Here is a 25,954-nt window from a genome sequence, read left to right as displayed (position 1 = left end):
CCCTGGGCCTAGTAGGAGAAGGCCATCGGCTTGTCGGCGTCCTGTGGGTCGCCGCCGATCTTCGTGGGCGGGTTGAGGTCGGCCTCGGTCAGTTCGGGCGGTCCGGCCTTGACGTACTTCACGAGGAGCTTGACCTCGATGACGGCGAGAATCGCGTAGAGCGAGGTGAAGACGATCATCGAGGTGAGAATCTCCCACTGCGAGACGCCGGGGGAGACCGCGTCCCGGGTCTGGAAGATGCCGTAGACGACCCAGGGCTGACGGCCCATCTCGGTGAAGATCCAGCCCCAGGAACTGGCGATCAGCGGGAAGCCCAACGTGAGGATGGCGATCCGCCAGTACCACTTGGTGAGCGTCGGGCCGAGCACCTTGCCGGGGAGCAGCGAGAGGTTCGGCACCTCGTCCTCGCCGGTGCGCAGGTGCTGCGGCAGCATGAACTTCTTGCGGGTCAGCCAGAGTCCGGCCAGGCCGATCGTGAAGGACGTCATGCCGAAGCCGATCATCCAGCGGAAGCCCCAGTAGGCGACCGGGATGTTGGGCCGGTAGTCGCCGGGCCCGAACTTCTCCTGCTCGGCCTTGTTGACGTCGTTGATGCCGGGGACGTACGAGCTGAAGTCGTCGTTGGCGAGGAAGGACAGCAGGCCCGGGATCTCGATGGCGACCTTGTTGTGGCCCTTGTCCACGTCCCCGTAGGCGAAGACGGAGAAGGGCGCGGGTGCCTCGCCGTCCCACAGGGCCTCGGCGGCGGCCATCTTCATGGGCTGCTGCTTGAACATGACCTTGCCGAGGGTGTCGCCGCTGATCGCGGTGAGCAGACCGCCGATGACGACGGTGACCAGGCCGAGCCGCAGCGAGGTCCGCATCACCGGGATGTGCTTCTTGCGCGTCAGGTGGAAGGCGGCGATGCCGACCATGAAGGCGCCACCCGTGAGGAAGGCCGCGGAGAGGGTGTGGAAGACCTGGGTGAGGGCCGTGTTCTGGGTCAGGACCAGCCAGAAGTCCGTGAGTTCGGCACGGCCCTTCGCCTCGTTGATCCGGTAGCCGACGGGGTGCTGCATCCAGGAGTTGGCCGCGAGGATGAAGTACGCCGACAGGATCGTGCCGATCGAGACCATCCAGATGCAGGCCAGATGGATCCGCTTCGGCAGCTTGTCCCAGCCGAAGATCCACAGCCCGATGAAGGTGGACTCGAAGAAGAAGGCGATCAGCGCCTCGAAGGCGAGCGGGGCGCCGAAGACGTCGCCGACGAAGCGCGAGTAGTCGGACCAGTTCATACCGAACTGGAACTCCTGCACGATGCCGGTGACGACACCCATCGCGATGTTGATCAGGAAGAGCTTGCCCCAGAACTTGGTGGCCTTGAGGTACTTCTCCTTCTCCGTGCGCACCCAGGCGGTCTGCAGTCCGGCCGTGAGAGCGGCGAGCGAGATCGTCAGCGGGACGAAGAGGAAGTGGTAGACGGTGGTGATGCCGAACTGCCATCGCGCCAGGGTCTCCGGCGCCAGAGCCAGGTCCACGGTGCCGCTCCTTACCTACGCTTGTGAAAGCGTTCACATTCACAAGCAATTATGCAGCACCGTTTCGCCAGTAGATGAAGGGGGGTCCCCGCCCGCTCGGCAGCGACCCCCCTCACCAGCTCTGACCAGCTGAAACAGCATCCGAATGTGCCCTAGATCTCCTTGCGGAAGCCCTCCGCCACCGTCAGGAAGATGTCGTTCGCCTCGGTCTCGCCGACCGTCACCCGAACGCCCTCGCCCGGGAACGGCCGTACGACCACCCCGGCCCGCTCGCACACCGCCGCGAAGTCGACCGTGCGCTCCCCCAGCCGCAGCCACACGAAGTTCGCCTGGGTGTCGGGCACCGTCCAGCCCTGGCCGCGCAGCGCGTCGACCACCCGGGTGCGCTCGGAGACCAGTGAGCCGACCCGGCCGAGCAGCGCGTCCTCGGCCCGCAGCGAGGCCACCGCCGCGTCCTGGGCGAGCTGGCTCACCCCGAACGGCACCGCCGTCTTGCGCAGCGCCGCCGCCACCGGCTCGTGCGCGATCGCGAACCCGACCCGCAGCCCGGCGAGACCGTACGCCTTGGAGAAGGTCCGCAGCACACAGACGTTCGGCCGGTCGCGGTAGAGCACGACCCCGTCCGGCACCTCGATGTCCCGGACGAACTCCTTGTAGGCCTCGTCCAGTACGACCAGCACATCGGCGGGCACCCGGTCCAGGAACCGCTCCAGCTCGGCCTGCCGTACGGCCGTCCCCGTCGGGTTGTTGGGGTTGCAGACGAAGATCAGCCGGGTCCGGTCGGTGATCGCGTCCGCCATCGCGTCGAGGTCGTGCACGTCCCCGGGCGTCAGCGGGACCTTGACCGACGTGGCGCCGCTGATCTGCGTGATGATCGGATAGGCCTCGAAGGACCGCCAGGCGTAGATGACCTCGTCGCCGGGCCCGCTCGTCGACTGGACCAGCTGCTGCGCCACCCCGACCGAGCCGGTGCCGGTGGCGATGTGGGACACCGGCACGGCGAAACGTTCGGCCAGCTCGTTCATGAGCCCTGTGCAGGCCATGTCCGGGTAGCGGTTGAAGGACCCGGCCGCGGCCGTGACGGTCTCCAGCACGCCGGGCAGCGGCGGATACGGGTTCTCGTTCGAGGACAGCTTGTAGGCCACCGGACCGTCGGCCGCGGCCGGCCGGCCCGGCTTGTAGGTGGGGATACCCTCCAGCTCGGCTCGCAGCTTGGGGCTCGTCTCGCTCACCGCAGTCCTCCTCGTGACCACCACCGGTTACCAATGCTCCTCACCTTATGAGGATTCGGCGCCACCGGGTACGGGCCGGTCGGGTCCGGAACCCAACCCCACCTGTCACACAGGCATCAGGGGTATCACCGTACAAAGTTGTACGAAACAGGGGGCGCATCGCACCTCAGGGCACGCGCCGGTGGCTCACGCCGTGGCGCGCATCCCTCGAAGAGGTGAGTTGAGACCTCTTCGAAACATCGGTCACTTGGCAGGCCTATGCGCGCGGACAAGTCACGTAGGGCAGTAATATCGTTCAACTGACTTTCTTTCCAAGGCAGTTGATATCTATTGACCATGCAGAAACGTGCCTGTCAACGGCTGCATATGCGTCCGCACTACCCCACCGCATGAGCCCTACTATCGGCTCGCCATGACAGCAGCAGGGAAGCACCAGGTGAGCCGCGCGGAGACAACCCGACGAGCCAGCCGGCCGGGCCGGGCAGGCATCAGAGACGTGGCCGCCGCCGCAGGGGTCTCGATCACGACCGTCTCCGACGCCCTCAACGGAAAGGGCCGGCTCCCGGACGCCACCCGACGCCATGTCCGTGAGGTCGCCGACCGGCTGGGCTACCGCCCGTCGGCCGCGGCCCGAACCCTCCGTACCGGCAAGTCGGGCTTGATCGGCCTGACCGTGACGACGTACGGGGATGAACCTTTCACCTTCACCGAGTTCGCCTACTTCGCCGAGATGGCCAGAGCCGCCACCTCGGCAGCGCTCGCCCGGGGCTACGCCCTGGTCATCCTGCCCGCGACCTCACGCCACGACGTGTGGTCGAACGTCGCCCTGGACGGCACGGTCGTCATCGACCCCTCCGACCAGGACCCGGTGGTCACCGAACTCGTCCGGCAGGGACTGCCGGTCGTCTCCGACGGCCGTCCGGCGGGCTCGCTGCCGGTCACCGCGTGGGTCGACAACGACCACGAGGCGGCGGTCCTGGGCATCCTCGACCATCTGGCCGCCGCCGGCGCCCGCCGCATCGGCCTCCTGACGGGCACCTCCACCGACACCTACACCCACCTCTCCACCACGGCGTACCTGCACTGGTGCGAGCGGGTCGGCCAGGACCCGGTGTACGAGGCCTACCCGGCGCACGACCCGTGCGCGGGCGCCATCGCCGCCGACCGGCTGCTGGCCCGCCCGGACCGCCCGGACGCGGTCTACGGCCTCTTCGACCCGAACGGCACCGACCTGCTCGCCGCGGCCCGCCGCTACGGCCTGCGCGTCCCGGAGGACCTGCTGCTGGTCTGCTGCAGCGAGTCCACGGTGTACGCGACGACCGAGCCGCCGATCACCACGCTCTCCCTGAAGCCGCGCCGTATCGGCACGGCGGTGGTCCAGCTGCTGATCGACGCCATCGAGAACATCGATTCGGACCTGCCGGTCGAGCAGGTGATACCGACCGAACTGATCGTGCGGACGTCCTCGCAGCGCCGTCCGCCGCGTACGACCGTCAGTCCGCCGCGGTCGCCCGAGGAAGGGTGACCCGGGGGCTCTGACGGGACGGGGAACGTGGGCCTGTGCGGGGCGGGCTCCCGGGGAGCGGGGCCGTACGAGGGGTCGGCCCCGTAGGGGAAGCGGGAGCCCGGCTCGTCCGGGAATGCGGACACCGGCGTCGGGACGATTCCCGCACGCCGGTGTCATGATCGTACGAAGCGTCGATGTCCGAGGGGCGGAGCAAGGAACGAAGCAGGGGAGTCCGGGGCGGTCCCGTACGGGAAAGCCCCTCCGAATCGGGGCGAAAGCCGCGGTGAACTGGGCTCCTTCGCCGATTCACCACCCCTGGGTCATCACATGGCGCGATCCGCATTCCTATGATGGGCCCACGACACCGCGGGCCGCTGCGACCAGGCAGTCCAATGTGGTGCAGATGCGGCGCGATGGTGGAGGGGTCGATGACTCAGGGGGCCGGTCAGGGACCCGAGGTGACGCGGACGGCGACGTTGCGCGACTTCCGGGTGCCCGCGTACGTCCATGAGACCGGTCCGTACGCCGACGGTACGGCCCCCGGTGACATTCCCGCCGGGACGGCCGACACCGAGGTCCAGGAGACCGCGGAGGGCGCGCAGGGCCCGGCGGATCCGGAGGAGTACCCGGACGGGTACACCCCGACCCAGCGCGACCTGCCCGTCATCAACCGCGGTGACACGCTTCAGGCCGCCGTCGACCCGGCCGACCTGGCCGCCGACGGCCCCGGACCCCTGTTCGTCGTCGGGGACGTCCACGGCTACATCGACGAACTGGTGGACGCCCTCCAGGAGCAGGGCCTGATCGACAGCGAGTGCAACTGGTCCGCGGGCACCGCCCGGCTCTGGTTCCTCGGCGACTTCACCGACCGGGGCCCGGACGGCATCGGCGTCATCGACCTCGTCATGCGGCTGTCCGCCGAGGCGGCGGCGGCCGGCGGCTACTGCAAGGCCCTCATGGGCAACCACGAGCTGCTGCTCCTGGGCGCCAAGCGGTTCGGCGACACCCCCGTCAACTCCGGCGCGGGCACGGCCACCTTCCAGGCGGCCTGGCTGCTGAACGGCGGCCAGAAGACCGACATGGACCGGCTGCAGGACCACCACCTCCAGTGGATGGCCCGCCTCGACGCGATCGAGGCGGTCGACGGCCACCTGCTCGTGCACTCGGACACCACCGCCTACCTCGACTACGGCGACTCGATCGAGGCGGTCAACGACACCGTCCGCGAGACGATCACGCGCAACGACGCGGACGAGGTCTGGGACCTGTTCCGCAAGTTCACCAAGCGCTTCTCCTTCCGCGACGAGGGCGGTGCCGAGGCCGTACGCTCCCTTCTCGATACGTACGGCGGCACCCGCATCGTTCACGGCCACAGCCCCATCCCCTATCTGGTGGGCGAAGTCGGCACCGAGGACGACGGCGAGGACAACTCCGGCCCGAACATCGAACATCCGCATGTCTACGCCGACGGACTCGCCATCGCGATGGACGGCGGTGTGACCATGGCCGGAAAACTGCTGGTCCAGGAACTTCCGCTGGAGCTCTGACGGCTGTCCGGGCCTTCCCGGGGCAGGTGTCCCCCGACCGCCGACCGCGCCGGACGGGGGTCGCGGAGGGGTCTGCCGGGGGAGAGACACTCGGCAAATTCTTCAAACCCCCTGTCACCGCGCGCCGTCGCCGCTCTACCATCGGCTTATCCGTAGCAGGCTCCCCTCCGTTTCTGCCCGACGGCTCGTCAGCATGCCGAGCCCCAAGCCCTACGGAGCATCGGGGGATGCACATGAACAGCGTTCCGCAGCACCTGCTGAACGAGGACCGCCAGGAATACGAGCGGATCCTCGACGAGGCGCTGCGCTCCGCCCCACAACGCCCGGAACTGGCCGCCGTCGGTCAGCGCCTGAACCCCGAACAACTGCGCACCATGGCACTCAACGCCACCGCGCTCATCACGGTCGCCGCGGCGGCCGAATACCAGCACTACGTGAAGGTCCGCGACGAACTGCGCCACCCGGCGCCGTCCACCCCGACGTCCGTCCGCGAGTCCGGCTCGACCGAGCCGGGTACGAGCGCGATGGGGTTCGCCACCAACATGGGCGAGGTCGCCGCCGAGACCGCCGGGGCGGGCGCCGTCGCCGTCGTCGCGGTGCTGGCTCCCGTCCTCGCGGGCACGGCCGCGGCGATCTTCCTGCTCGTGGGCTACATCCTCAAGATGCTCGACCCCGAGCCGGCCTTCGCCACGACCATGCTCACCACCGGATGGGTGTTCGGTGCGGTGACCGCGGCGGCGATCCTCGTCGCCGCGGTCGGCCTGCTGCTCACCGCCCTGCGCAACAGCCCGGATCCGGAGGAGGCCGGGGCGTACGGCGAACTGACCGGGGAGGTGGCGCTGGCCAGGGAGGCCTGGCGCGAAGCCCTGCTGGAGCGGGGCATCCTGCCGTTCCTCCGCGACGCCCTCGCCGATCCCGGTACGGCTGCCATGAACCGCAAGCCCGCCCCGCAACCCACCACCGGCCGTATGCCGAACCTCGGCTACAACCGGCCCGGTTTCACCAGCCCCGAGGGCGGTCACACCACGAGCCACCGCCCCAGCTTTTCGAGCCCGGACTTCACCAGCCCGGACTTCGGGGGCCCGGACCACCCGCCGGAGTGACCGGCGGGCGCCCGACGCGGGGCCCTGCGTCCTTGCGGAACGCAGGGCTGAGGGCTCAGGGCACAGGTGGAGCGGGCGGCTGTCGAAGCCGCCCGACCACCTGGACCGCCGTCCCGGCCCGCCACCGGGGCCGGTGTCAGTCCGCGATCGGCAGATAGACCCGGTTGCCCGCTGCCGCGAACTCCTCCGACTTCCGCGCCATGCCCTGCTCGATCTCCACCGGGGTACTGCCGTGTTCGCGGCGGATGTCCTGGGAGATTTTCATGCTGCAGAACTTCGGCCCGCACATCGAGCAGAAGTGGGCCGTCTTGGCGGGCTCGGCCGGCAGGGTCTCGTCGTGGAACTCCCGTGCCGTGTCCGGGTCGAGAGCCAGGTTGAACTGGTCCTCCCACCGGAACTCGAAGCGGGCGTCGGAGAGCGCGTCATCCCATTCCTGCGCACCTGGGTGCCCCTTGGCGAGGTCGGCTGCGTGGGCGGCGATCTTGTAGGTGATGACGCCGGTCTTGACGTCGTCACGATTGGGCAGGCCCAAGTGCTCCTTGGGCGTGACATAGCAGAGCATGGCCGTGCCCCACCAGGCGATCATCGCGGCACCGATGCCGGAAGTGATGTGGTCGTACGCCGGCGCGACGTCCGTCGTCAGCGGACCGAGCGTATAGAACGGAGCTTCATCACAGATCTCCTGCTGCAGGTCGATGTTCTCCTTGATCTTGTGCATCGGGACGTGTCCCGGGCCTTCGATCATGGTCTGTACGTGAAAACGCTTCGCGATCGTGTTGAGTTCCCCGAGTGTCCGCAATTCCGCGAATTGTGCCTCGTCGTTGGCGTCCGCGATCGAGCCGGGCCGCAGCCCGTCGCCGAGCGAGTAGGTGACGTCGTACGCGCCGAGGATCTCGCACAGTTCTTCGAAATTCTCGTACAGGAACGACTCCTTGTGGTGCGCCAGGCACCACGCCGCCATGATCGAGCCACCGCGCGAGACGATGCCGGTCTTGCGGTTCGCGGTGAGCGGTACGTACGCCAGGCGGACGCCCGCGTGCACGGTCATGTAGTCGACGCCCTGCTCGGCCTGCTCGACGACCGTGTCCTTGTAGATCTCCCAGGTCAGCTCCTCGGCGCGGCCGTCCACCTTCTCCAACGCCTGGTAGAGCGGCACCGTGCCGATGGGGACGGGGGAGTTGCGCAGCACCCACTCGCGGGTGGTGTGGATGTTGCGGCCGGTGGACAGGTCCATGACCGTGTCGGCGCCCCAGCGCGTCGCCCAGGTCATCTTCTCGACCTCCTCCTCGATGGAGGAGGTGACCGCGGAGTTGCCGATGTTGGCGTTGACCTTCACCAGGAACCGCTTGCCGATGATCATCGGCTCGATCTCCGGGTGGTTGACGTTGGCGGGCAGCACCGCCCGCCCGGCGGCGATCTCCTCACGGACCACCTCGGGGTCGACGTTCTCCCGGACGGCCACGAACTCCATCTCGGGCGTGATCTCCCCGCGACGGGCGTACGCGAGCTGCGTCACCGCCTGTCCGGTCCGGCTCCGGCGCGGCTGCCGGGGCCGGCCCGGGAACACCGCGTCGAGGTTCCTGAGCCCGCCGCGAGGCGAGGTGTGCTTGATCCCGTCGTCCTCGGGTCGGACGGGACGGCCCGCGTACTCCTCGGTGTCGCCACGGGCGATGATCCAGTGGTCGCGCAGCGGGGCCAGTCCCCTGCGGACGTCGGTGTCGACCAGCGCGTCGGTGTACGGGCCCGAGGTGTCGTACAGCGTGACCGACTTGCCGTTGGTGAGGTGCACCTGACGGACCGGCACCCGCAGATCGGGGCGTGAGCCGCCGACATACCCCTTGTGCCAGCCGATGGACTTCCCGGCCTCCTTGGACTGCCCGGACGGTTCGCCCTGGAGGGGCTGTTCGTCCTGGCTGGAGGCAGGCGTGCGTGCGTCCTTGATGGTCATGAGACCTACTCCCTACGCCGGCATTACCCGGTAACAGGTTCAGCGGTCGACGCAGCGGATTCCGTCTGCCGATGTTTCATGTGAAACATCACTCGTTCCACATGTTCCACGTGAAACATCGCTAAGACGGAGGTCAGCGCCCTCTCAGCCCGGTGCTCCGAGCTCCCGCGTGTGCAAAGGTGCCTCAACGCTAGCGTCAATTTGGGCGAGGTGAACAGAGGGCCCCGGTCGTTCTTGCGATGATCGGGCGGTGACCACGACGCAAGGACCCCCGTACCCGCCCTCCGAGCCACCGCGCGGAACCGGTGCCGGGCGCGCTTCCGGGCCGGGCAGCGGAAGCAGCGAGAGCACCGGCCCGCAGCGCAGGTTCCGGCTGGGCGACGGCCCCGGCGGCCCCGGCGGTGCGCCCGGAAACGGAGCCGGAACGGGCGGTGCGGGCGGGGCGCCCGGACCGAGTGACAGGCCTGGTCCCGGATACGGGCCCGGGCGGAGGGTCGAGCACGGCTACGGGCCTGGAGCGGGGTCGGCAGCGGGTCAGGGCGGGCGCACGGGCCCGGGCGGCCAGGACTCCGGGTTCGGCGGTGCCGAGGGGCCCGGGACCGGGCAGTTCGGCCAGATTCCCGCGTCCGGGGGCGGGCGAGGGCCTGGCCCCGGCTCAGGTCCTGGCTCCGGGGCAGGCGGCGGGCACGATCACGGATTCGGCCCGGATCAAGGCGCCGGTCACGGACACCATGAGCATGGACACGGACCGGCTGACGGTCACGGTGGCGGGCCTGGTGGCAGTCACGGCGGTGGTGCCGGTGGTGGGCAAGGGCACGGACCGGGCGGTGGGCAGGGCGGCGGACACGGGCACGGACCCGGTGACTCCCACGGACCCGACGACAACCACGGTCACTCGTCGCACGGCCACAGTCACAGCCACGGACCGGCCGCCCCCGTCTCCATCCACCTGCGGAAGATCATCGGGGCGATCCTGATCCCCTTCGCCGCGGCGGTCGTGGTCGGGCTCGTGGTGCTGTGGCCCGGCGGCGCCCCCTCGCACGAACGCACCGGCGTCGGCTTCGACCGGCAGACCCATGAGGCGACGGTCACCAAGGTCGTCGCGGTGGACTGCAAGTCCGTCAACGCCTCGGGGGACACCCCGACCGGCGACACGTCCACCGCCGAGGGCTCCTCGGCCCAGCAGCAGGCGACCGGCGACTGCAAGAGGGCGACGATCCGCGTCGACACCGGTGACGACAAGGGCCGTACGTTCACGGAGATCGTCCAGCCGGACCAGTCACGGCAGTTGCACGAGGACGAGAAGGTCGTCGTCGCCTACGAGCCCTCCGCGCCGAGGGACCTGCAGTACTCGGTCACCGACGTCAACCGCAGGCTGCCCATGGCCCTGCTGGCCGGCATCTTCGCGCTCGCCGTCGTGGTCGTGGGCCGGCTGCGCGGTGTGATGGCGCTGGTCGCCCTGGCCGTCAGCTTCATGGTGCTGACCTTCTTCATCCTGCCGGCCATCCTCCAGGGCTCGAACCCGCTGGTCGTGGCGGTCATCGGCGCCAGCGCCATCATGCTGATCGCGCTCTACATGTGCCACGGCCTCTCGGCCCGTACGTCGGTGGCGGTGCTCGGCACCCTGATCTCGCTGGTGCTGATCGGCGTCCTCGGCTCGCTGTTCATCGGCTGGGCCGCGCTGACCGGCAACACCGACGACAACACGGGCCTCATCCATGGCCTGTATCCGTCCATCGACATGAGCGGCCTGCTGCTCGCGGGCGTCATCATCGGTTCGCTCGGTGTCCTCGACGATGTGACGGTGACCCAGACATCGGCGGTCTGGGAGCTGCACGAGGCCAATCCGACGATGGGCTGGCGCGGGCTGTACCGCGCAGGTATCCGCATCGGCCGCGACCACATCGCGTCGGTCGTCAACACCCTCGTCCTCGCCTACGCGGGCGCCGCGCTGCCGCTGCTGCTGCTCTTCTCGATCGCGCAGAGCAGCGTCGGGACGGTCGCCAACAGCGAACTCGTCGCGGAGGAGATCGTCCGGACCCTGGTGGGCTCGATCGGTCTGGTCGCCTCGGTGCCGGTGACGACGCTGCTGGCGGCCCTGATGGTCTCGGCCGACCGCCAGGGCAAGGCGCCGTCGGTCGCGGGTACGCCCGCTGCAGCCGGGCCCGGAGCAGGAGCCGCGGCGGGAGCGAAGGCGGGCGCCGGAGCGGGTGCGGCTGCCGCGGCAGGGGCGGCGGCCCAGTCGGCCCCGGCACGGGCCGGGAAGGGCCGTCGCCGCAAGCACTGAGGTCGCAGGCACCGAGCCAGGGCCAGGCGTAACGCTTCTCCTCCCGCCGTGCAGGAGAAGCGTTACGCCACCGTCGGGAGGCCCGCCGCCGATCCGCTCAACCGGCGCTCTGTTCCTCCGCGAGGATCCGGACCAGCGCCTCGTCGAGATGGGCGTCGAAGTCCGCGAGGGAACGCTCCTGCCCCAGCGGCACCAGCTTGTCCGTACGGTCGAGGAACGCCACCAGCGGTGCCGCTCCCGAGCGGAACAGCGCCTGGTCGCCGCCGACCTGAAGCCGGATCAGCACCTCGCCCAGCACGTCGTTGTCGGCGGGCGAGATCCGCACATCTCCGTCCCCGCACGGCCGGCCCACGCCGTCGATCAGCAGCTCGCGCCCGAAGGCCCAGGTCACCGGGGCGTCGCCAGGCAGGTGGAAGGTCAACCGGACGGCATAGGGATCACAGGTCTCGTAGCGCAGCTCCACCGGAATGCGGAAGGAGAGCTCCTCCGAGACCAGAAAGCTCATCATGACTTCTGCCTGCACCGACTCGCGCATCGCCTACCCCGTCACTTGCCGTGGACTGGCCTGTAATCATCGCTCTGATACTGCTCGCATCTTGCTGAAAGTACACGGTGAATCACAAGGAGTGAGTTTTCAGATACTGATAGAGATCGCGAGTGACCCCAGTAGTCTTCCTACCTCTGCCTGCAACTGCTGAGCCGCGATTAGCAGTCGATCAGCCTGGTTGGAAGGTAGAGAAATGGCCAATGTGGCGGCGGTGGCACCGATGGTGATCGGAACGGCCGCGCAGACCGTCCCCAGTGCGTACTCCTGGCGCTCCACGACCAGTTCCATCCGCCGCATCCGGTCGAGGCGGCGCAGCAGTGCGTGACTGTCACGCACCGTGTAGGGGGTGACCGCCTGCACGGGATGGCGTTCGAGGTGGTCCCGGCGGTCCTGCTCGTCCAGCTGCGAGAGCAGGCACTGCCCTACGGCGTGCGCGTGGCCGGTCTCGCGGAAGTCCGCCCACTCCTGGACCGCCGGGTTGGCGGGGGTGTCGGAGATGCACATGACCTCGATCTCGCCGTCGCGGTACACCGCGTAGTACACGGGTACGCCGATCGTGTCCCGCCAGTGCGCGAGTGCGTCCACGACCGTGCTGCGGCGCTTCTGCCGTGCTCCGCTGCTGCCCAGCCGCTCGGCCGCCTCGCCGAGGAAGAACAGCCCCTTGTCGCGCCGCAGATAGCCCTCGAAGACGAGGGTCCGCAGCAGGTGGTAGGCGGTCGGGAGGGCGAGGCCGGTCTCGCGGGCGAGCTGTTTGGCGGGGGCGCCGTGCTCGTGCGTGGCGACGGACTCCAGCAGTCGCATCGCCCGCTGCACGGAGCCGATGAGGGTGGCCGTGGGGTGCGTCTCGGTGGGCGCTTCGAGCACGGGAGCGGATGCCCGGGCGGGCGCGGGTGCCGGCGCGGGTCTCTCGGTGGGCCGGACGCGAGTCCCCTGGGAGGGCGCGGCCCGCTGCTCGGGCCGGCGCTGTACGGGTGGAGCCTGTGGTTCCGCGGCTGCGGTGTCGACCATGGCGGGGGGTCACTCTCGAAGGCGAGGGGGCTGCCCGTGCGGAGAGACACGGTAGGAGGGGATACGCCGTCCGCGGGGGCCGTCCCCGCGTCGAATTCCGGACTCTAACGGCCTGTCACCGCGCGCAGACGGCCCGTACGGGAAACTTCCCCCGCCCGAGGGAACCGGCGAAACCTGTTACCGGCACCCTCGTCGTCCCGCTCACCGTCCCGCGTACGCCGATCGCCCCTCGGCCGTCACCAGTCGCTGCGCGAGGACGAACTCGACGTGAACTTCCGTACGACGTAGATGAGTCCGCCGACCAGGGCGACGAAGACCAGTGCCTTGAAGAGCAGGCCGACGACGAAGCCGACGACGGTCGCTATCAGCCCGCCGAACACGACGAGGGCGATGACCGGCACCGCGACCCACTTAACCCACCACGGCATTCCCGCGAAGATCTCTCGCATCGCCCTTTTCCTCACTGCTCGGCCCGTCGCATCCGCCGGGGCCTGTGCCCATCGCTCGTGCCGGGACATTCGATGTTCCGCTTTCGATGCTAGGGCCGGAGGGCGGCCCGGCGGGGGCCTCGCATCCCTTGTCCTCCCCTGATCGATCCCCTAGGGAACCCTGAGGCGGCGGGTCAGCTCTCGGGCGGAGAGAAGACCACCATGACCCGGAGATCCTCGCTGATGTGGTGGAACTTGTGGGCCACCCCGGCCGGTACGTACACGACGCTGCCGCGCGCCACCTGGGTCGTCTCCATGCCGACGGTGATCGCGGCCCGTCCGCTCACCACGAAGTACACCTCGTCCTGGCTGTGGGGCTGCTGCGGGTCGTGCTCGCCCGCGTCCAGGGCGTACAGGCCGACCGACATGTTCCGTTCGCGCAGGAACTGCAGGTAGGCGCCGTCGTTGGCGGCACGTTCCGCCTCCAGTTCATCCAACCGGAATGCCTTCATCGCCCTCGCCCACACTCGTAACCGATCTCGTCTGCCACGATCAGACACATGAAGAATTTCGTAGTCAAGACGATCGCCAACGCGGGCGCCCTCGGCGTGGCCGTGTGGGTGCTGGACAAGATCACCCTGACCGGTGACAGCACGGGCAAGAAGATCGGGACGCTGGTTGTCGTCGCGCTCCTGTTCGGCCTGGTGAACTTCCTGGTCAAGCCGATCGTGAAGGTGCTCACCTTCCCGCTGTTCATTCTCACGCTCGGCCTGATCACCCTGCTGGTCAACGCCCTGATGCTGCTGCTCACTTCATGGCTGGCCGACAAGTTCGACCTGAGCTTCCATGTCGAGGGCTTCTGGACGGCCGTCCTGGGCGGTCTGATCATCTCGATCGTCTCCTGGGCGCTGCACATCGTCCTGCCCGACGAGGACTGAGGACGCCCGATGCCCTATCGCGTCTGTTTCGTCTGCACCGGCAACATCTGCCGCTCCCCGATGGCCGAGTCCGTCTTCCGCGCGCGGGTGGCGGAGGCCGGGCTGGCCGGCCTGGTCGAGGTCGACAGTGCCGGCACGGGCGGCTGGCACGAGGGCGACGGCGCGGACCCGCGCACGGTCTCCGTGCTGACGGCGGCCGGTTACGAGGGCGACCACGCGGCCCGGCGGTTCCAGGCCGCGTGGTTCGCCCGTCTGGACCTGGTGATAGCCCTTGACGCGGGCCACCTGAAGGCACTGCGCCGCCTCGCGCCCACTCCTGAGGACGCCGAGAAGGTGCGGCTGCTGCGTTCCTACGATCCGGCCGCGGGCGGCGACCTCGACGTCCCGGACCCGTACTACGGGGGTGTCGACGGCTTCGAGGAGTGCCTTGAGATGGTGGAGGCGGCGAGCGAGGGCCTGCTCGCCGCGGTACGGACGGAAGTGGAGGGACGGGCGGCATGAGCGAGGCGGCTGCGGACGAGGATTCGGGCGTGCGTGCGAACCCGGGTGTGGGTGACGGCACGCGCGCGGTACGGGCGGGGCTGCCCGAGCCGGTCAAGCACGAACCGGCCCTCCCCGGCCCGGTGTTCGCGGCCCACTACCACCTCCCAGGCGCCCCCAGCGGCCCGTACACCTACGGCCGCGACGAGAACCCCACCTGGACCCTGCTGGAGCGCGCCATCGGCGAGCTGGAGGCTCCGGGGCGGGACGGCGTGGAGACGCTCGTCTTCGCCTCCGGGATGGCCGCCGTCTCGTCGGTGCTCTTCTCCCAGCTGCGCACCGGGGACACCGTCGTCCTGCCCGGCGACGGCTACCAGGCGCTGCCGCTGGTGCGGGCCCAACTGGAGGCGTACGGCATCGAGGTGCGCACGGCCCCGACCCGCGGCGACGCCCAGTTGGACGTCCTCGACGGCGCGCGGCTGCTGTGGATCGAGACCCCGTCGAACCCGGGGCTCGACGTGTGCGACGTACGGCGGCTCGCCGGGGCGGCACACGCGCGTGGCTGTCTCGTGGCCGTCGACAACACCCTGGCGACACCGCTCGGCCAGCGCCCGCTGGAGCTGGGCGCCGACTTCTCCGTGGCCAGCGGGACCAAGCAGCTCACCGGGCACGGCGACGTACTGCTGGGTTACGTCACCGGCGCGGACGCCGCCGCGATGGCCACCGTACGGCGGTGGCGCAAGATCGTCGGGGCGATTCCCGGGCCCATGGAGGCCTGGCTCGCGCACCGGTCGATCGCCACGCTCCCCTTGCGGGTCGACCGGCAGGACACCACCGCGCTGGCTCTCGCCGAGGCCCTGCGCGGCCGGCCCGGGGTGACCGGGCTGCGCTATCCGGGACTGCCGGAGGACCCCTCGTACAAGATCGCGTCACGGCAGATGCGGCGCTATGGGTGCGTGGTTTCCTTCGTGCTGCCCACGCGCGCGCGTGCCGACCGTTTTCTCGACGCGCTGCGGCTCGTGGACGACGCGACGAGCTTCGGCGGAGTGCGGTCCACGGCGGAGCGGCGCGGCAGGTGGGGCGGGGACGCCGTGCCCGAGGGCTTCGTCCGCCTCTCGGTCGGCGCCGAGGACGAGGGCGACCTGGTGGCGGATGTGCTGCGGGCGCTTGAGGAGTCGGCGGAGTGACCGCCGGGCGCGGGGCGAAGAGGTGCTCCCGCCGGGGCGACGGCGGTCCGAGCCTCCCCCCTCGTGGCTCGGACCGCCGCGGTTCCGCGCGCGAAGAACCGCGCAAGCAAGGCTAGTTGACTCTGTGTCAGTGTCCAATCACTGTAGCGACAGAGACCTATCGACTTATTTATAGTTGGGCCCGGCCGGACGGCCGGGAGAAGGGCAGAGAAGGGAAGCGCGCCATGGATCTGGCCCTGCTGCGCACCTTCGTGACCGTCCACCGCGCCGGGTCCTTCACCCGTGCCGCCACCCTGCTCGGCCTCTCACAGCCTGCCGTCACCTCGCAGATCCGGACCCTGGAACGGCAGCTGGGACGCCCGCTGTTCCTGCGTCAGGCCCGTGGCGTGACCCCCACGACCATCGGCGACGAACTCGCGCACAAGGCCGCGCCGCATCTCGACGCGCTCGTGGAGATCACCGAGACCGGGCTGGAGGAGGACTCCTCCGTCCGCACACTGCACCTGGCCGGGCCACCCGAGTTCACCGCGGAGCGGGCACTGCCCGCCCTCACCGAACTGACCGGGGACGACGGCCAGAGCTTCGCGCTGCGCGCCTCCTTCGGCAACGCCGAGGAGACCTTGGAGGGGCTGTCCGCCGGACACCACGATCTGGCCATCAGTACGGCCCGTCCGCGCGGCTCCCTGCTCACGGCGACTGCGCTCTGCGACGAGGAGCACGTCCTGGTCGCCGCCCCGCGCTGGGCGGGCCACTTCGGACCCGGCAAGCTGCGCCGCAAGGGCGCGTCCGTCCTGGAGAACCTCCCCGTGGTGGAGGTCCACGAGTCGCTGCCCTTCATCGCCCGCTACTGGGCCTCCGTCTTCGACTCCCGCCCGGCGGCCTCCGGCACCGTCATCGTGCCCGACCTGCGCGCGGTGCTCGCCTGCGCCACGGCGGGCGCGGGACTCGCGGTACTGCCCCGCTATCTGTGCGCGCCCGCGCTGGAGCGCGGCGAGGTGGTCGCCCTGCTCGATCCGCCGGTGCCCCCCTTGCGGACGTACTTCCTGGTGGTCCGCACGGGCACGCTGGCGATGCCCCATATCGCGCGGGCGCACGAATGGCTCCAGCGCGCGGCCGTCGACTGGGACTGAGCCCGGCCCGGATCGCCGTGATCCTTCTGCCGGCCTCTGTGATGTTTCACGTGAAACATCGCATTTCGTTCGTATGGGTCCAGCCTTTTACCCGGCCAAGAGCGCTTCGTGGGGACCCGGCATGTTTCACGTGGAACCAGCCGGGCCACATTCCTCCCATGACCGTCCGACCCGTGGTCAAGCGCACCGCACGCGCCATCCTGCTCGATGGCGACGACCTGATCCTCATCAAGCGGACCAAGCCGGGGATCGATCCCTACTGGCTCACTCCGGGCGGCGGGGTCGAACCGGACGACACGACCGTCGTCGACGCCCTCCACCGTGAAGTGCACGAAGAGCTGGGCGCCAAGATCACCGACGTGGTCCCCTGCTTCGTGGACACCGTCGAGCACATCGGCGCGGACGGCGGCGCCACGGGCGTGAAGGTGCAGCACTTCTTCGTCTGCCACCTGGAGTCCATGAACCCCTCGCTGCGCCACGGCCCCGAGATCGACGAGCCCTGCGGCGAGTACGAGATCGTCCGCATCCCCTTCACCCGGGTCGGCATCGCCTCCGTCCACCTCGTACCGCTGTCCCTGCGCCACTACCTGGACGGGAACATCGAGGGCGTACGGGCGATGCACGCGCCCGACCTGGGCTGACCGTGCGCGGTCGGGTCAGTCCCCGGTGACGACCAGTTCCTCCACCGAGTCGTGGCGGATGCGGTCCGCGGGGAATCCGGCTCGCCGCAGCGCGTCCACACCACTGCGGATCATTCCGGGCGGGCCCGACAGATAGGCGTCGTACCCGTACCAGGGCCCGTACTCCCGGACGGCGTCAGGCAGCTGGAGATGCGCCTGCTGGTCGATGACCGCGCGCACGGCGAGCCAGGAATGGCTCTGCTGGAGGCGCAGCAGGGTGTCGATGTCGTACAGGTCGACGTCCGTACGGGCGCCGTAGAACACCTCGACCCGCCGCCGGTCACCGTGTTCGGCGACGTCCTCGACCAGTGCCTTGATGGGCGCGATGCCGGTGCCCCCGCCGAGGCAGAGCAGGCCGCTGTCGGTGGTGTGGTCGACGGTCATCGTGCCGGCGGGCGGGCCGAGCCGGACGATGTCGCCGGGCCGGGCGCGGTGCACCAGCGCGCTGGAGACCCAGCCCGCGGGCACCGCCTTCACATGGAACGTCAACAGGCCGTCGGAGCGGGGCGCCGAGGCGAAGGAGTAGTGCCGCCAGATCCGGGGCCACCACGGCGTCTCCAGGCTCGCGTACTGCCCGGCGAGAAACGGGTAGGGCTGGTCGGGCCGGACGGTGAGGACGGCAATGTCCGGGGTCCGCAGATCGTGCGAGACGACCTCGCCGTACCACCAGGCCGGGGCGCGCAGTTCGTCGACGGCCGCCGCGTCGATCATCACCTGCGACATCGTCGTGTACGCCCGGACCCAGGCGGCCTCGGTCTCCGGGTTCCAGATCTCGGCGGCGTACCGGCTCAGTGAGCCTATGAGGCACTCCCCGACGGCCGGGTAGTGCTCGGGCCGGGTGCCGTACTTGCGGTGGCCCCGGCCGAGGTTCTGCAGATAGGCGACGAGGACCTCGGTGTTGTCGATGTGCTCGGCGGCGGTGAGCAGCGCCTTGAGCAGCCGGTCCCGCTGGGTGTCCATCGCGGCCGGGAACAGGGAGCGCAGTTCGGGGTGGCGTACGAAGAGCAGCGCGTAGAAGTAGGAGGTGGTCTTGTCGGCGACCGGGCCGACCACGGCCATGGTCCGCCGGATGAGCACCGCGTCCGAGGACGCCTCCTGGAGGGGCTCCGGGGTGGCCGCCACGGGGACCGGCTCCGGACGGGCGAGGGCAGGGGCCGCAGGCGCCGCGGGGGGAGCGGACTCGGGTGCGGGAGCCGGGGGTACGGGAGCCAGTGGCCCTGGGGCGAAGGGCGCGGGCACCGGGACGTCCGTGGTCGGCGGCGCAGGAGCGAAAGGTGCCGGAAGCGGGGAGGCGGGTGACAGGGGCAGCGGAGGCAAGGGCGCGGGCGGCGGAGGCATCGCCGGGGGCTCGGGGGCCGATGGCGCGGGTATTCGTTCCTGCTCCGGCGGGGGTCCTGCCGGGCGGGCACTGTCGTTCAGCGAGGGGCTCGGGGGGCCGCCCGTACCGGGCCTGCCCACGGGGCGCAGCGCGGCCAGTCGGCTGCCTTCCGCCGGCTCCTGCTCGCCGCCCTGAGGCGTCTCGGGCTGTTTGCGCGGCTTGAACCAGCCGCTCCCGCCGCTGCCGCCGGAAGTGCCGTTGTCGGCGGACGTGGTGGTCGGAGCGTCCATGGTCTGCCTCGCCTCGAACATCTTTCGGTCGGTCTGCGCACTTCCTCGGTCGGAATGTGCCCGCGTGCCCCCGCTGACGGCTTGCTTTTCCCCGTTGGGCCCCTGTCCAACGCGGCCATATTCAATCCGGATTACCGCCCCGTACGGACAAATAACGCCAGAGTGTGACAATCGCCGCAGCGCTCTCACCGCAGCGTCCCACTGTGGACGAACACCTCCACCGTGTAACCGGAAATGCGAGTCTTCGATCTCTCCGTCCCGTTAGGCTGCATTGCCCTGCTCCAGCCGCGCGCGAGAGATACGCACCCCGATGCGGACGAGAACCGGAGTCGACCATACCGGCCGTCGCCGCGCGCACAAGTTCCCGCCCTTCTTCACCATGAACGAGCAACGGGCGAACCATGAATTCCCTCAATTTCCGGGCGCCGCACACCAATTCAGTCGAGGCCCGGGCCTGTCACCCGATGACCGATGCCCGACGTTTCACGTGAAACATCTGTCCACGCACTGCACGGACCGGCACGACATGGCCAAAAGAGCGTGCGTCCGTACCCAAACAGGTGGACGTCAGGGTCGCCGGTCGGACAGCCTGACCTGCGTGCCGACTCCTTCCCTCGCTGATCTGCCCATCCGCCGTCTGACGCACCGTGATCTCGCCGCCTGCGCCGACCTGTCCGAGGACCGGGGCTGGCCCCGCGAGGAGCACAAGTGGGGGTTCCTCCTCACGGCCGGGAAGGGCTACGGCATCGACGACCCCGGCGGCGGACTGGTCACCGCATGCGTCGTCACCGAGTACGGGCCTTACGGAGACCCCGACTTGGGCGCCATCGGCATGGTGCTGGTCGCCGAGCGGCATGCCCGTCAGGGCGTCGGACGGCGGCTGATGCGGCATGTGGTCACCGCGATGGGCACCACACCGCTGACGCTGCACGCGACCCCGTACGGCCGCCCGCTCTACGAGGAACTCGGCTTCAAGGTCACCGGCAGGGCCGAGACGGTCCGCGGGCGCTTCACACCGCAGGGGCGGGAGCCGGAGGTGGGCACGCGCGCGGCCACGGCCGAGGATCTCGCCACGATCGTCCGGCTGGACGAGGAGGTGTTCGGCACCGACCGCACGCACATCGTCACCCGGCTGCCCGCCTTCGCCGACCAGTTGCGCGTCGCCGAGGAGAACGGCCGGATCATCGGCTACGCGGGTGTCTGGCCCAACATGGGCGCCCATGTCGTCGGTCCGCTGATCGCCCGCGACACCGAGACGGCGAAGGCACTCCTCGGCTCGCTGGCCGCCCGCACCGACCGCCCGCTGCGTACGGACATCGACGTACGGCACGAGGAACTGCTGGCGTGGGCGAAGGAGCGCGGGCTGGCGTCAACGGGCTTCAACTCGGTGATGACGTACGGGATCCCGGAGCTGCCGGGTGACTGGACGCGCCGTTTCGCGCCCCTGACGGTCGCCGCGGGCTGAAGGCCCTCGGCGCGGCAGACGGCGAGCGCCGCAGGGCGCCCGCCCGCATAGGCTGCGGCCATGGGAGAGCTGGAGATACGACCCGCGACGACGGAGGACGTGCCCGCGATCGTCGGCATGCTCGCCGACGACCCGCTGGGCGCGCGGCGCGAGTCACCGGACGACCTGACCCCGTATCTGACCGCACTGGACCGTCTGGCCGCGGACCCGAACCAGCATCTGGTCGTCGCGGTCCGCGAGGGCCGGGTCGTCGGCACGCTGCAGTTGACGATCGTTCCCGGGCTGTCCCGTAAGGGCGCGACCCGGTCGATCGTCGAAGGGGTGCGTGTCCACGCCGCCGAACGCGGCAGCGGCCTGGGCACGCGGCTCATCGAGTGGGCCATCGACATGTCACGCCGCGAGAACTGCCGGCTGGTCCAGCTGACCTCGGACGTCACCCGTACGGAAGCCCACCGCTTCTACGAACGGCTCGGTTTCGCGCCCTCGCACGTGGGCTTCAAGCTCCAGCTCTGACGGCGCCTATCCGATCCCGCGCCATCCCTGCGGGTCCACCCCACCCGGCACGGAAGCCCCTTCCTCGTACGGCTGACGCACGAAGACGAACGACCCGAGGTCCAGGTGGTCCACGCTTCCGTTCGGCCGCCGTACGGCCCGCAGGGGCTCTCCGGCGAAGTAGCCGTCGAGGCCGGTCCAGGTGCCGTCCCCGTTCGCCCGGAAGCGCGAGCGGCGGCCGGTGCCGGACAGGGGCCCGAGCGTGACGCCCCCGTCGGCCGACAGCCGCAGGACATAGGGGGCGGTCCCCCAGTACCACTGGCCCGTCAACTCCAGCACCGACCGGTCGACTTCGGGCAGCGGGCGCCACGGCGCGGGAATCCGCGGCTCGGCCTCCGCGACGAGGCGTACGAGGTCGGCGGCGACCGCGGCCACCGGCGGACCCGAGGTGCAGTTGGCCAGGACGACCGCCGCGAGGTCGTCCTCCACCCCGATGGTCAGGCTCGCCAGGAAGCCGGGCAGCGATCCGCCGTGCCCGACCAGCAGCCGGCCGTCCCGGTACTGGATCTGCATACCGAGGCCGTACGCCGAACCCGCGGCCACGTCCGCCGGCTCGGGCGGCGCGGCCGGCGTACGCATCTCCGCGACGGACGCGGCGCTCAGCACCCGGTCGTCGCCCTTCGCGAGGAAGACGGCGAAGCGGGCCAGGTCCCCCGCGGTGGACCAGAGCTGACCGGCCGGCGCCATCAGGCCGAGGTCCTCGACCGGCTCGGGCAGCAGCACATCGGCCCAGGGGTGCACCGCCCACCCGCCCGCGTGCGGTGCCCGCGGCTGCCCGCCGGTCCGCCGCAGCCCGAGAGGTTCGAGCACCTCACGCCGCAGCACGTCCTCCCACGGCGCACCGCGCAACTCCTCGACCAGCGCGCCGAGGACGGTGTAGCCGGGGTTCGAGTAGTGGTGGCGCCGGCCCACGGGATGCGCCAACGGCCGCTCCCCGAGTACGTCGGCCAGCTCCGGGCGCAGCGACCCGGGGGTCCGCTCCCACCAGGGCGCGGGCGACTCGGCCGCCAGCCCGCCGGTGTGCGCGAGCAGTTCGGCGATGGTGGCCTCCCCCGCGCCGGTGCCCGGCAGATGCTTCTCCAGCGGGTCGACGAGATCGAGGAGCCCCTCGTCGCGCAGCCGCATCACCAGTACGGCGGTGAAGGTCTTGGTGATCGAACCGATCCGGTACTGCACATCGGCGTCGGGCGCGTGCCCGGCCACCGAGCTGCGCGCCCCCGTCCACACCGTCTCCCCGCCCCGGACCACCGCCGCGACCAACGACGGCGCCCGCCCCTCGCTCTGGGCGACGGCGATCCGGTGCAGCAGCGCCCGACGGGTACCGGGGAGAAGTTCGTCCTGAGGTGTTGTCATGGGGCCAGTTCACCGGCCGGGCCACGTTCCGTCGAGCGCATTTGGCCTCGTCGCGGGGTCGGCCCTACGTCTGGGCCATGTCCACGAAGCGCGAGTAGTGGCCCTGGAAGGCGACCGTGATCGTCGCCGTCGGGCCGTTTCGGTGCTTGCCGACGATGATGTCGGCCTCGCCCGCGCGCGGTGACTCCTTCTCGTACGCGTCCTCGCGGTGCAGCAGGATCACCATGTCGGCGTCCTGCTCGATCGAGCCGGACTCACGCAGGTCGGAGACCATCGGCTTCTTGTCCGTGCGCTGCTCGGGGCCACGGTTCAGCTGCGACAGCGCGATCACCGGCAGCTCCAGCTCCTTGGCCAGGAGCTTCAGGTTTCGCGACATGTCGGAGACCTCCTGCTGGCGGCTCTCGGAGCGCTTGCCGCCGGACTGCATCAGCTGGAGGTAGTCGATCACGACGAGTTTCAGGTCAGCGCGCTGCTTGAGGCGGCGGCACTTGGCGCGGATCTCCATCATCGACAGGTTCGGGGAGTCGTCGATGTACAGCGGCGCGGCCGACACGTCCGGCATCCGGCGGGCGAGGCGGGTCCAGTCGTCGTCGGTCAGCGTGCCGGAACGCATGTGGTGCAGGGCCACCCGGGCCTCGGCGGACAGCAGACGCATGGCGATCTCGTTGCGGCCCATTTCGAGGGAGAAGATCACGCTCGGCATGTTGTGCTTGATCGAACAGGCCCGGGCGAAGTCCAGGGCCAGCGTCGACTTACCCATGGCGGGACGGGCCGCGATGATGATCATCTGACCGGGGTGGAGACCGTTGGTGAGCTGGTCGAGGTCGGTGAACCCGGTCGGCACACCGGTCATCTCCCCCGAACGCGAGCCGATCGCCTCGATCTCGTCGAGCGCGCCCTCCATGATGTCGCCGAGCGGCAGATAGTCCTCGGTGGTGCGCTGCTCGGTGACCGCGTAGATCTCGGCCTGGGCGCTGTTGACGATCTCGTCCACGTCGCCGTCGGCCGCGTACCCCATCTGTGTGATGCGGGTGCCGGCCTCGACCAGGCGCCGCAGGACCGCGCGCTCGTGCACGATCTCCGCGTAGTACTCGGCGTTCGCCGCCGTCGGCACCGTCTGCACCAGCGCGTGCAGATAGGGGGCGCCGCCCACCTTGGTGATCTCGCCCCGTCTGGTCAGCTCGGCCGCGACCGTGATGGGGTCGGCCGGCTCGCCCTTCGCGTAGAGGTCGAGGATCGCCCCGTAGACGATCTCGTGCGCGGGGCGGTAGAAGTCGTGGCCCTTGAGGACCTCGACGACATCCGCGATGGCGTCCTTGGACAGGAGCATGCCGCCGAGGACGGACTGTTCGGCGTCGAGATCCTGTGGCGGTACCCGCTCGAAGGACGTGCCCTCGCTCTCCCACGCGCCGCCCTCCCGGCCGCGGTCGTGCTGTTCGTCGCGGCTCCGGCCTCCTTCGCGGCGCTGCCGGGAGGACGGCAGACGATCACTGGGACCGCTGTCGGCCCACGGATCGTCCAAGGGCTCGGAAATACTCACCGAGCCACCTCCTCCCGTCCGACGAGCGGACCTCGCCGTGCCCCTCTTTTCTACGGCACGGCACTGACAAATAAGAGGCCCAACTCCGCTTGCGGCGCGTCGGTTTTGTGACGTTTCCGAGGCCGGGGGACGGAGTGGGCGCCGCACCACCGTAGGCCCGTGGGCACCGTCAGCCAATCTGGTTATCCACAGGCCATGTGGACGACGGCCCGGATGCTGTGGAGAACTCCGCAAAACCTGTGCACGAGTCGGTGGACAGCCCTGTGAACAAGCTTTCGCGACTTCCGAACGACCCCCTTTGACCTGCATGTTTCCCATCCACCGGCTGTGCAGGAGAAAAAGTTTCCACATCGGGCCAAGATCTCCGCCAGCGGCACGCGGAAGCGCGCCCTCCAAGAGGAGAGGTAATGGTCACAACTACATTGCATCTCTTACCTGTGGAAGATTAGATTGGTGGTCATGACACAGGCTCCCGCTGGACCCAGGGCGACCCGGCGCCGGCACGACCGAGAGATCGTCGCACTCGCCGTCCCCGCCTTCGGCGCGCTGGTCGCCGAGCCGCTCTTCGTCATGGCGGACAGCGCGATCATCGGCCACCTCGGCACGGCCCAGCTGGCCGGACTCGGCATCGCCTCCGTCCTCCTCACCACAGCCGTCAGCGTCTTCGTCTTCCTCGCCTACGCCACCACGGCCGCCGTCGCCCGACGGGTCGGCGCGGGCGATCTCCAGGCCGCCATCCGCCAAGGCATGGACGGCATCTGGCTCGCCCTCCTGCTCGGCGCCGCCGTCATCGCCGTCGTCCTGCCCTCGGCACCCGCACTCGTGAACCTCTTCGGCGCCTCGGACACCGCGGCCCCGTACGCGATCACCTATCTGCGGATCTCGGCACTCGGCATCCCGGCGATGCTCGTCGTCCTCGCCTCCACCGGCGTTCTGCGCGGGCTGCAGGACACCCGAACCCCGTTGTACGTGGCCATCGCGGGCTTCGTCGCCAACGCCGCCCTGAACGCAGGCCTCGTGTACGGCGCCGATCTCGGCATCGCAGGTTCCGCCTGGGGCACCGTCATCGCGCAGTGGGGCATGGCGGCGGCCTACCTCACCGTCGTCGTCCGCGGCGCCCACCGGCACGGCGCCTCGCTGCGCCCCGACGCCGCCGGGATACGCGCCTCCGCCCAGGCGGGTGCGCCGCTCCTCGTCCGTACGCTCTCCCTGCGGGCGATCCTGATGATCGCCACGGCCGTCGCCGCACGGCTCGGGGACGCGGACGTCGCCGCACACCAGATCATTCTGTCCCTGTGGAGCCTGCTCTCCTTCGCCCTCGACGCCATCGCCATCGCGGGGCAGGCCATCATCGGGCGCTACCTGGGCGCGAACGACACCCGGGGTGCCCGCGACGCCTGCCGCCGTATGGTCGAGTGGGGCATCGCCACCGGAGTCGTGCTCGGCCTGCTGGTGATCGCCAGCAGGCCGCTGTTCCTGTCCCTCTTCACCGGTGACTCCGTGGTCAAGGACGCCGCGTTGCCCGCGCTGCTCGTGGTCGCGCTGGCCCAGCCGGTCTGCGGGATCGTCTACGTCCTCGACGGCGTACTGATGGGCGCGGGCGACGGCCCGTATCTGGCCCGGGCGATGCTGGTCACGCTCGCAGTCTTCACGCCGGTGGCCCTGCTGGTACCGGCTCTCGGCGGCGGACTCACCGCGCTCTGGGGAGCGATGACGCTCATGATGGCCGTGCGCATGCTGACCCTGTGGCTGCGAGCCCGTTCGGGCCGGTGGGTTGTCACGGGCGCCACCCGCTGAAAGGACGGAGAGCGCCGAGCGCGTCGAGTCCGGTGGAGGCGCCGAACCGACGTCCGCCCGCCTCCCTTGTTTCACGTGAAACATCGACCGGATTGCCGCT

At 69.9% G+C, this 25,954-nt stretch carries 22 protein-coding genes; 12 read left to right on the top strand and 10 right to left on the bottom strand.

Translation table 11 applies throughout. The features are described from left to right. Window positions 1-8 precede the first annotated feature (8 nt). Both CW359_RS14175 and hisC read right to left on the bottom strand, forming a co-directional pair. Window positions 9-1,517, bottom strand: a complete 1,509-nt coding sequence (locus tag CW359_RS14175; protein ID WP_105970282.1) for a cytochrome ubiquinol oxidase subunit I — start codon at window positions 1,515-1,517, stop codon at window positions 9-11. 152 nt (window positions 1,518-1,669) lie between these two features. Further along, a complete protein-coding gene (hisC, locus tag CW359_RS14170; protein WP_105970281.1) occupies window positions 1,670-2,749 on the bottom strand; it encodes a histidinol-phosphate transaminase in 1,080 nt (359 codons plus the stop codon). Between the two features lie 412 nt (window positions 2,750-3,161). Between hisC and CW359_RS14165 the strand changes: the two genes are divergently transcribed. The 3 genes from CW359_RS14165 (at window position 3,162) to CW359_RS14155 (ending at window position 6,906) form a co-directional block, all read left to right on the top strand. Then, on the top strand, window positions 3,162-4,274 hold the full coding sequence (locus CW359_RS14165; RefSeq protein ID WP_105970280.1) for a LacI family DNA-binding transcriptional regulator: 1,113 nt from the start codon (window positions 3,162-3,164) through the stop codon (window positions 4,272-4,274). 395 nt (window positions 4,275-4,669) lie between these two features. Next, window positions 4,670-5,803 (top strand): metallophosphoesterase, encoded by a 1,134-nt coding sequence (locus CW359_RS14160; protein ID WP_408647480.1) that lies wholly within the window; start codon window positions 4,670-4,672, stop codon window positions 5,801-5,803. A gap of 227 nt (window positions 5,804-6,030) precedes the next feature. Beyond that, entirely contained in the window at window positions 6,031-6,906 is an 876-nt protein-coding gene (locus CW359_RS14155; protein WP_105970278.1) for a hypothetical protein, read from the top strand. A 136-nt stretch (window positions 6,907-7,042) separates the two neighbouring features. Here CW359_RS14155 and thiC read toward each other — a convergent pair whose 3' ends face one another. Next, entirely contained in the window at window positions 7,043-8,854 is a 1,812-nt protein-coding gene (thiC, locus tag CW359_RS14150; RefSeq protein WP_105970277.1) for a phosphomethylpyrimidine synthase ThiC, read from the bottom strand. Between the two features lie 616 nt (window positions 8,855-9,470). On the opposite strand from thiC, the gene CW359_RS14145 reads away from it, so the two are divergent. Continuing rightward, window positions 9,471-11,141: a YibE/F family protein gene (locus CW359_RS14145; protein WP_105970454.1), complete on the top strand. Its 1,671-nt coding sequence runs from the start codon at window positions 9,471-9,473 to the stop codon at window positions 11,139-11,141. Window positions 11,142-11,238: 97 nt separating this feature from the next. On the opposite strand, the gene CW359_RS14140 is transcribed toward CW359_RS14145, so the two are convergent. The 4 genes from CW359_RS14140 to CW359_RS14125 form a co-directional block, all read right to left on the bottom strand. Further along, window positions 11,239-11,676, bottom strand: coding sequence for an SsgA family sporulation/cell division regulator (locus tag CW359_RS14140; RefSeq protein WP_105970276.1), 438 nt, complete (start codon window positions 11,674-11,676; stop codon window positions 11,239-11,241). Between the two features lie 99 nt (window positions 11,677-11,775). Continuing rightward, window positions 11,776-12,696, bottom strand: coding sequence for an IclR family transcriptional regulator (locus CW359_RS14135; RefSeq protein ID WP_408647479.1), 921 nt, complete (start codon window positions 12,694-12,696; stop codon window positions 11,776-11,778). A gap of 236 nt (window positions 12,697-12,932) precedes the next feature. After that, window positions 12,933-13,145 carry a DUF5326 family protein gene (locus CW359_RS14130; protein WP_105970275.1) on the bottom strand — a complete coding sequence of 71 codons (213 nt, stop codon included), beginning with the start codon at window positions 13,143-13,145 and terminating at the stop codon, window positions 12,933-12,935. Window positions 13,146-13,318: 173 nt separating this feature from the next. Beyond that, window positions 13,319-13,636 (bottom strand): cupin domain-containing protein, encoded by a 318-nt coding sequence (locus CW359_RS14125; protein ID WP_105970274.1) that lies wholly within the window; start codon window positions 13,634-13,636, stop codon window positions 13,319-13,321. A 48-nt stretch (window positions 13,637-13,684) separates the two neighbouring features. Between CW359_RS14125 and CW359_RS14120 the strand changes: the two genes are divergently transcribed. The 5 genes from CW359_RS14120 (at window position 13,685) to CW359_RS14100 (ending at window position 17,500) form a co-directional block, all read left to right on the top strand. Continuing rightward, window positions 13,685-14,062: a phage holin family protein gene (locus CW359_RS14120; RefSeq protein ID WP_105970273.1), complete on the top strand. Its 378-nt coding sequence runs from the start codon at window positions 13,685-13,687 to the stop codon at window positions 14,060-14,062. Between the two features lie 9 nt (window positions 14,063-14,071). Further along, window positions 14,072-14,563 (top strand): low molecular weight protein-tyrosine-phosphatase, encoded by a 492-nt coding sequence (locus tag CW359_RS14115; RefSeq protein ID WP_105970272.1) that lies wholly within the window; start codon window positions 14,072-14,074, stop codon window positions 14,561-14,563. Next, window positions 14,560-15,729 carry a cystathionine gamma-lyase gene (locus CW359_RS14110; protein ID WP_105970271.1) on the top strand — a complete coding sequence of 390 codons (1,170 nt, stop codon included), beginning with the start codon at window positions 14,560-14,562 and terminating at the stop codon, window positions 15,727-15,729. Before CW359_RS14115 ends, CW359_RS14110 begins: the two co-directional genes overlap by 4 nt. A gap of 224 nt (window positions 15,730-15,953) precedes the next feature. Beyond that, a complete protein-coding gene (locus CW359_RS14105) occupies window positions 15,954-16,859 on the top strand; it encodes a LysR family transcriptional regulator (RefSeq protein ID WP_105970270.1) in 906 nt (301 codons plus the stop codon). 158 nt (window positions 16,860-17,017) lie between these two features. Continuing rightward, window positions 17,018-17,500 carry an NUDIX domain-containing protein gene (locus tag CW359_RS14100; protein ID WP_105970269.1) on the top strand — a complete coding sequence of 161 codons (483 nt, stop codon included), beginning with the start codon at window positions 17,018-17,020 and terminating at the stop codon, window positions 17,498-17,500. A 15-nt stretch (window positions 17,501-17,515) separates the two neighbouring features. Here the strand turns inward: CW359_RS14100 and CW359_RS14095 are convergent, their stop codons facing one another. Then, the gene (locus CW359_RS14095) at window positions 17,516-19,147 is read right to left on the bottom strand and encodes a globin domain-containing protein (RefSeq protein WP_198655213.1); all 1,632 of its coding nucleotides are present in this window, start codon (window positions 19,145-19,147) and stop codon (window positions 17,516-17,518) included. A gap of 598 nt (window positions 19,148-19,745) precedes the next feature. Here CW359_RS14095 and CW359_RS14090 point away from each other — a divergent pair. Beyond that, complete coding sequence (locus CW359_RS14090; protein WP_105970267.1) at window positions 19,746-20,612, top strand: GNAT family N-acetyltransferase; 867 nt, start codon at window positions 19,746-19,748, stop codon at window positions 20,610-20,612. A 60-nt stretch (window positions 20,613-20,672) separates the two neighbouring features. Further along, complete coding sequence (locus tag CW359_RS14085) at window positions 20,673-21,125, top strand: GNAT family N-acetyltransferase (RefSeq protein ID WP_105970266.1); 453 nt, start codon at window positions 20,673-20,675, stop codon at window positions 21,123-21,125. A 6-nt stretch (window positions 21,126-21,131) separates the two neighbouring features. Here the strand turns inward: CW359_RS14085 and CW359_RS14080 are convergent, their stop codons facing one another. Continuing rightward, complete coding sequence (locus CW359_RS14080) at window positions 21,132-22,517, bottom strand: serine hydrolase domain-containing protein (protein ID WP_105970265.1); 1,386 nt, start codon at window positions 22,515-22,517, stop codon at window positions 21,132-21,134. Window positions 22,518-22,581: 64 nt separating this feature from the next. Further along, window positions 22,582-24,057, bottom strand: coding sequence for a replicative DNA helicase (gene dnaB / locus CW359_RS14075; RefSeq protein ID WP_105970264.1), 1,476 nt, complete (start codon window positions 24,055-24,057; stop codon window positions 22,582-22,584). A gap of 453 nt (window positions 24,058-24,510) precedes the next feature. Between dnaB and CW359_RS14070 the strand changes: the two genes are divergently transcribed. Then, complete coding sequence (locus tag CW359_RS14070; RefSeq protein WP_198655212.1) at window positions 24,511-25,854, top strand: MATE family efflux transporter; 1,344 nt, start codon at window positions 24,511-24,513, stop codon at window positions 25,852-25,854. Window positions 25,855-25,954 lie beyond the last annotated feature (100 nt).

The sequence above is a fragment of the Streptomyces geranii genome, from assembly GCF_002954775.1.
Taxonomy (GTDB): Bacteria; Actinomycetota; Actinomycetes; order Streptomycetales; family Streptomycetaceae; genus Streptomyces; species Streptomyces geranii.
This window is presented reverse-complemented; position numbering and strand designations above follow the sequence as displayed.

Excerpts from the sequence above, each read along its gene's own strand:
- CW359_RS14085 (WP_105970266.1), top strand. The coding sequence starts at position 20,673 with ATGGGAGAGCTGGAGATACGACCCGCGACGACGGAGGACGTGCCCGCG.
- CW359_RS14115 (WP_105970272.1), top strand. The coding sequence starts at position 14,072 with ATGCCCTATCGCGTCTGTTTCGTCTGCACCGGCAACATCTGCCGCTCC.
- CW359_RS14125 (WP_105970274.1), bottom strand. The coding sequence starts at position 13,636 with ATGAAGGCATTCCGGTTGGATGAACTGGAGGCGGAACGTGCCGCCAAC.
- CW359_RS14135 (WP_408647479.1), bottom strand. The coding sequence starts at position 12,696 with ATGGTCGACACCGCAGCCGCGGAACCACAGGCTCCACCCGTACAGCGC.
- CW359_RS14160 (WP_408647480.1), top strand. The coding sequence starts at position 4,670 with ATGGTGGAGGGGTCGATGACTCAGGGGGCCGGTCAGGGACCCGAGGTG.
- CW359_RS14105 (WP_105970270.1), top strand. The coding sequence starts at position 15,954 with ATGGATCTGGCCCTGCTGCGCACCTTCGTGACCGTCCACCGCGCCGGG.
- CW359_RS14155 (WP_105970278.1), top strand. The coding sequence starts at position 6,031 with ATGCACATGAACAGCGTTCCGCAGCACCTGCTGAACGAGGACCGCCAG.
- CW359_RS14095 (WP_198655213.1), bottom strand. The coding sequence starts at position 19,147 with ATGGACGCTCCGACCACCACGTCCGCCGACAACGGCACTTCCGGCGGC.
- CW359_RS14120 (WP_105970273.1), top strand. The coding sequence starts at position 13,685 with ATGAAGAATTTCGTAGTCAAGACGATCGCCAACGCGGGCGCCCTCGGC.
- CW359_RS14080 (WP_105970265.1), bottom strand. The coding sequence starts at position 22,517 with ATGACAACACCTCAGGACGAACTTCTCCCCGGTACCCGTCGGGCGCTG.
- CW359_RS14100 (WP_105970269.1), top strand. The coding sequence starts at position 17,018 with ATGACCGTCCGACCCGTGGTCAAGCGCACCGCACGCGCCATCCTGCTC.
- thiC (WP_105970277.1), bottom strand. The coding sequence starts at position 8,854 with ATGACCATCAAGGACGCACGCACGCCTGCCTCCAGCCAGGACGAACAG.
- CW359_RS14140 (WP_105970276.1), bottom strand. The coding sequence starts at position 11,676 with ATGCGCGAGTCGGTGCAGGCAGAAGTCATGATGAGCTTTCTGGTCTCG.
- CW359_RS14165 (WP_105970280.1), top strand. The coding sequence starts at position 3,162 with ATGACAGCAGCAGGGAAGCACCAGGTGAGCCGCGCGGAGACAACCCGA.
- CW359_RS14130 (WP_105970275.1), bottom strand. The coding sequence starts at position 13,145 with ATGCGAGAGATCTTCGCGGGAATGCCGTGGTGGGTTAAGTGGGTCGCG.
- CW359_RS14110 (WP_105970271.1), top strand. The coding sequence starts at position 14,560 with ATGAGCGAGGCGGCTGCGGACGAGGATTCGGGCGTGCGTGCGAACCCG.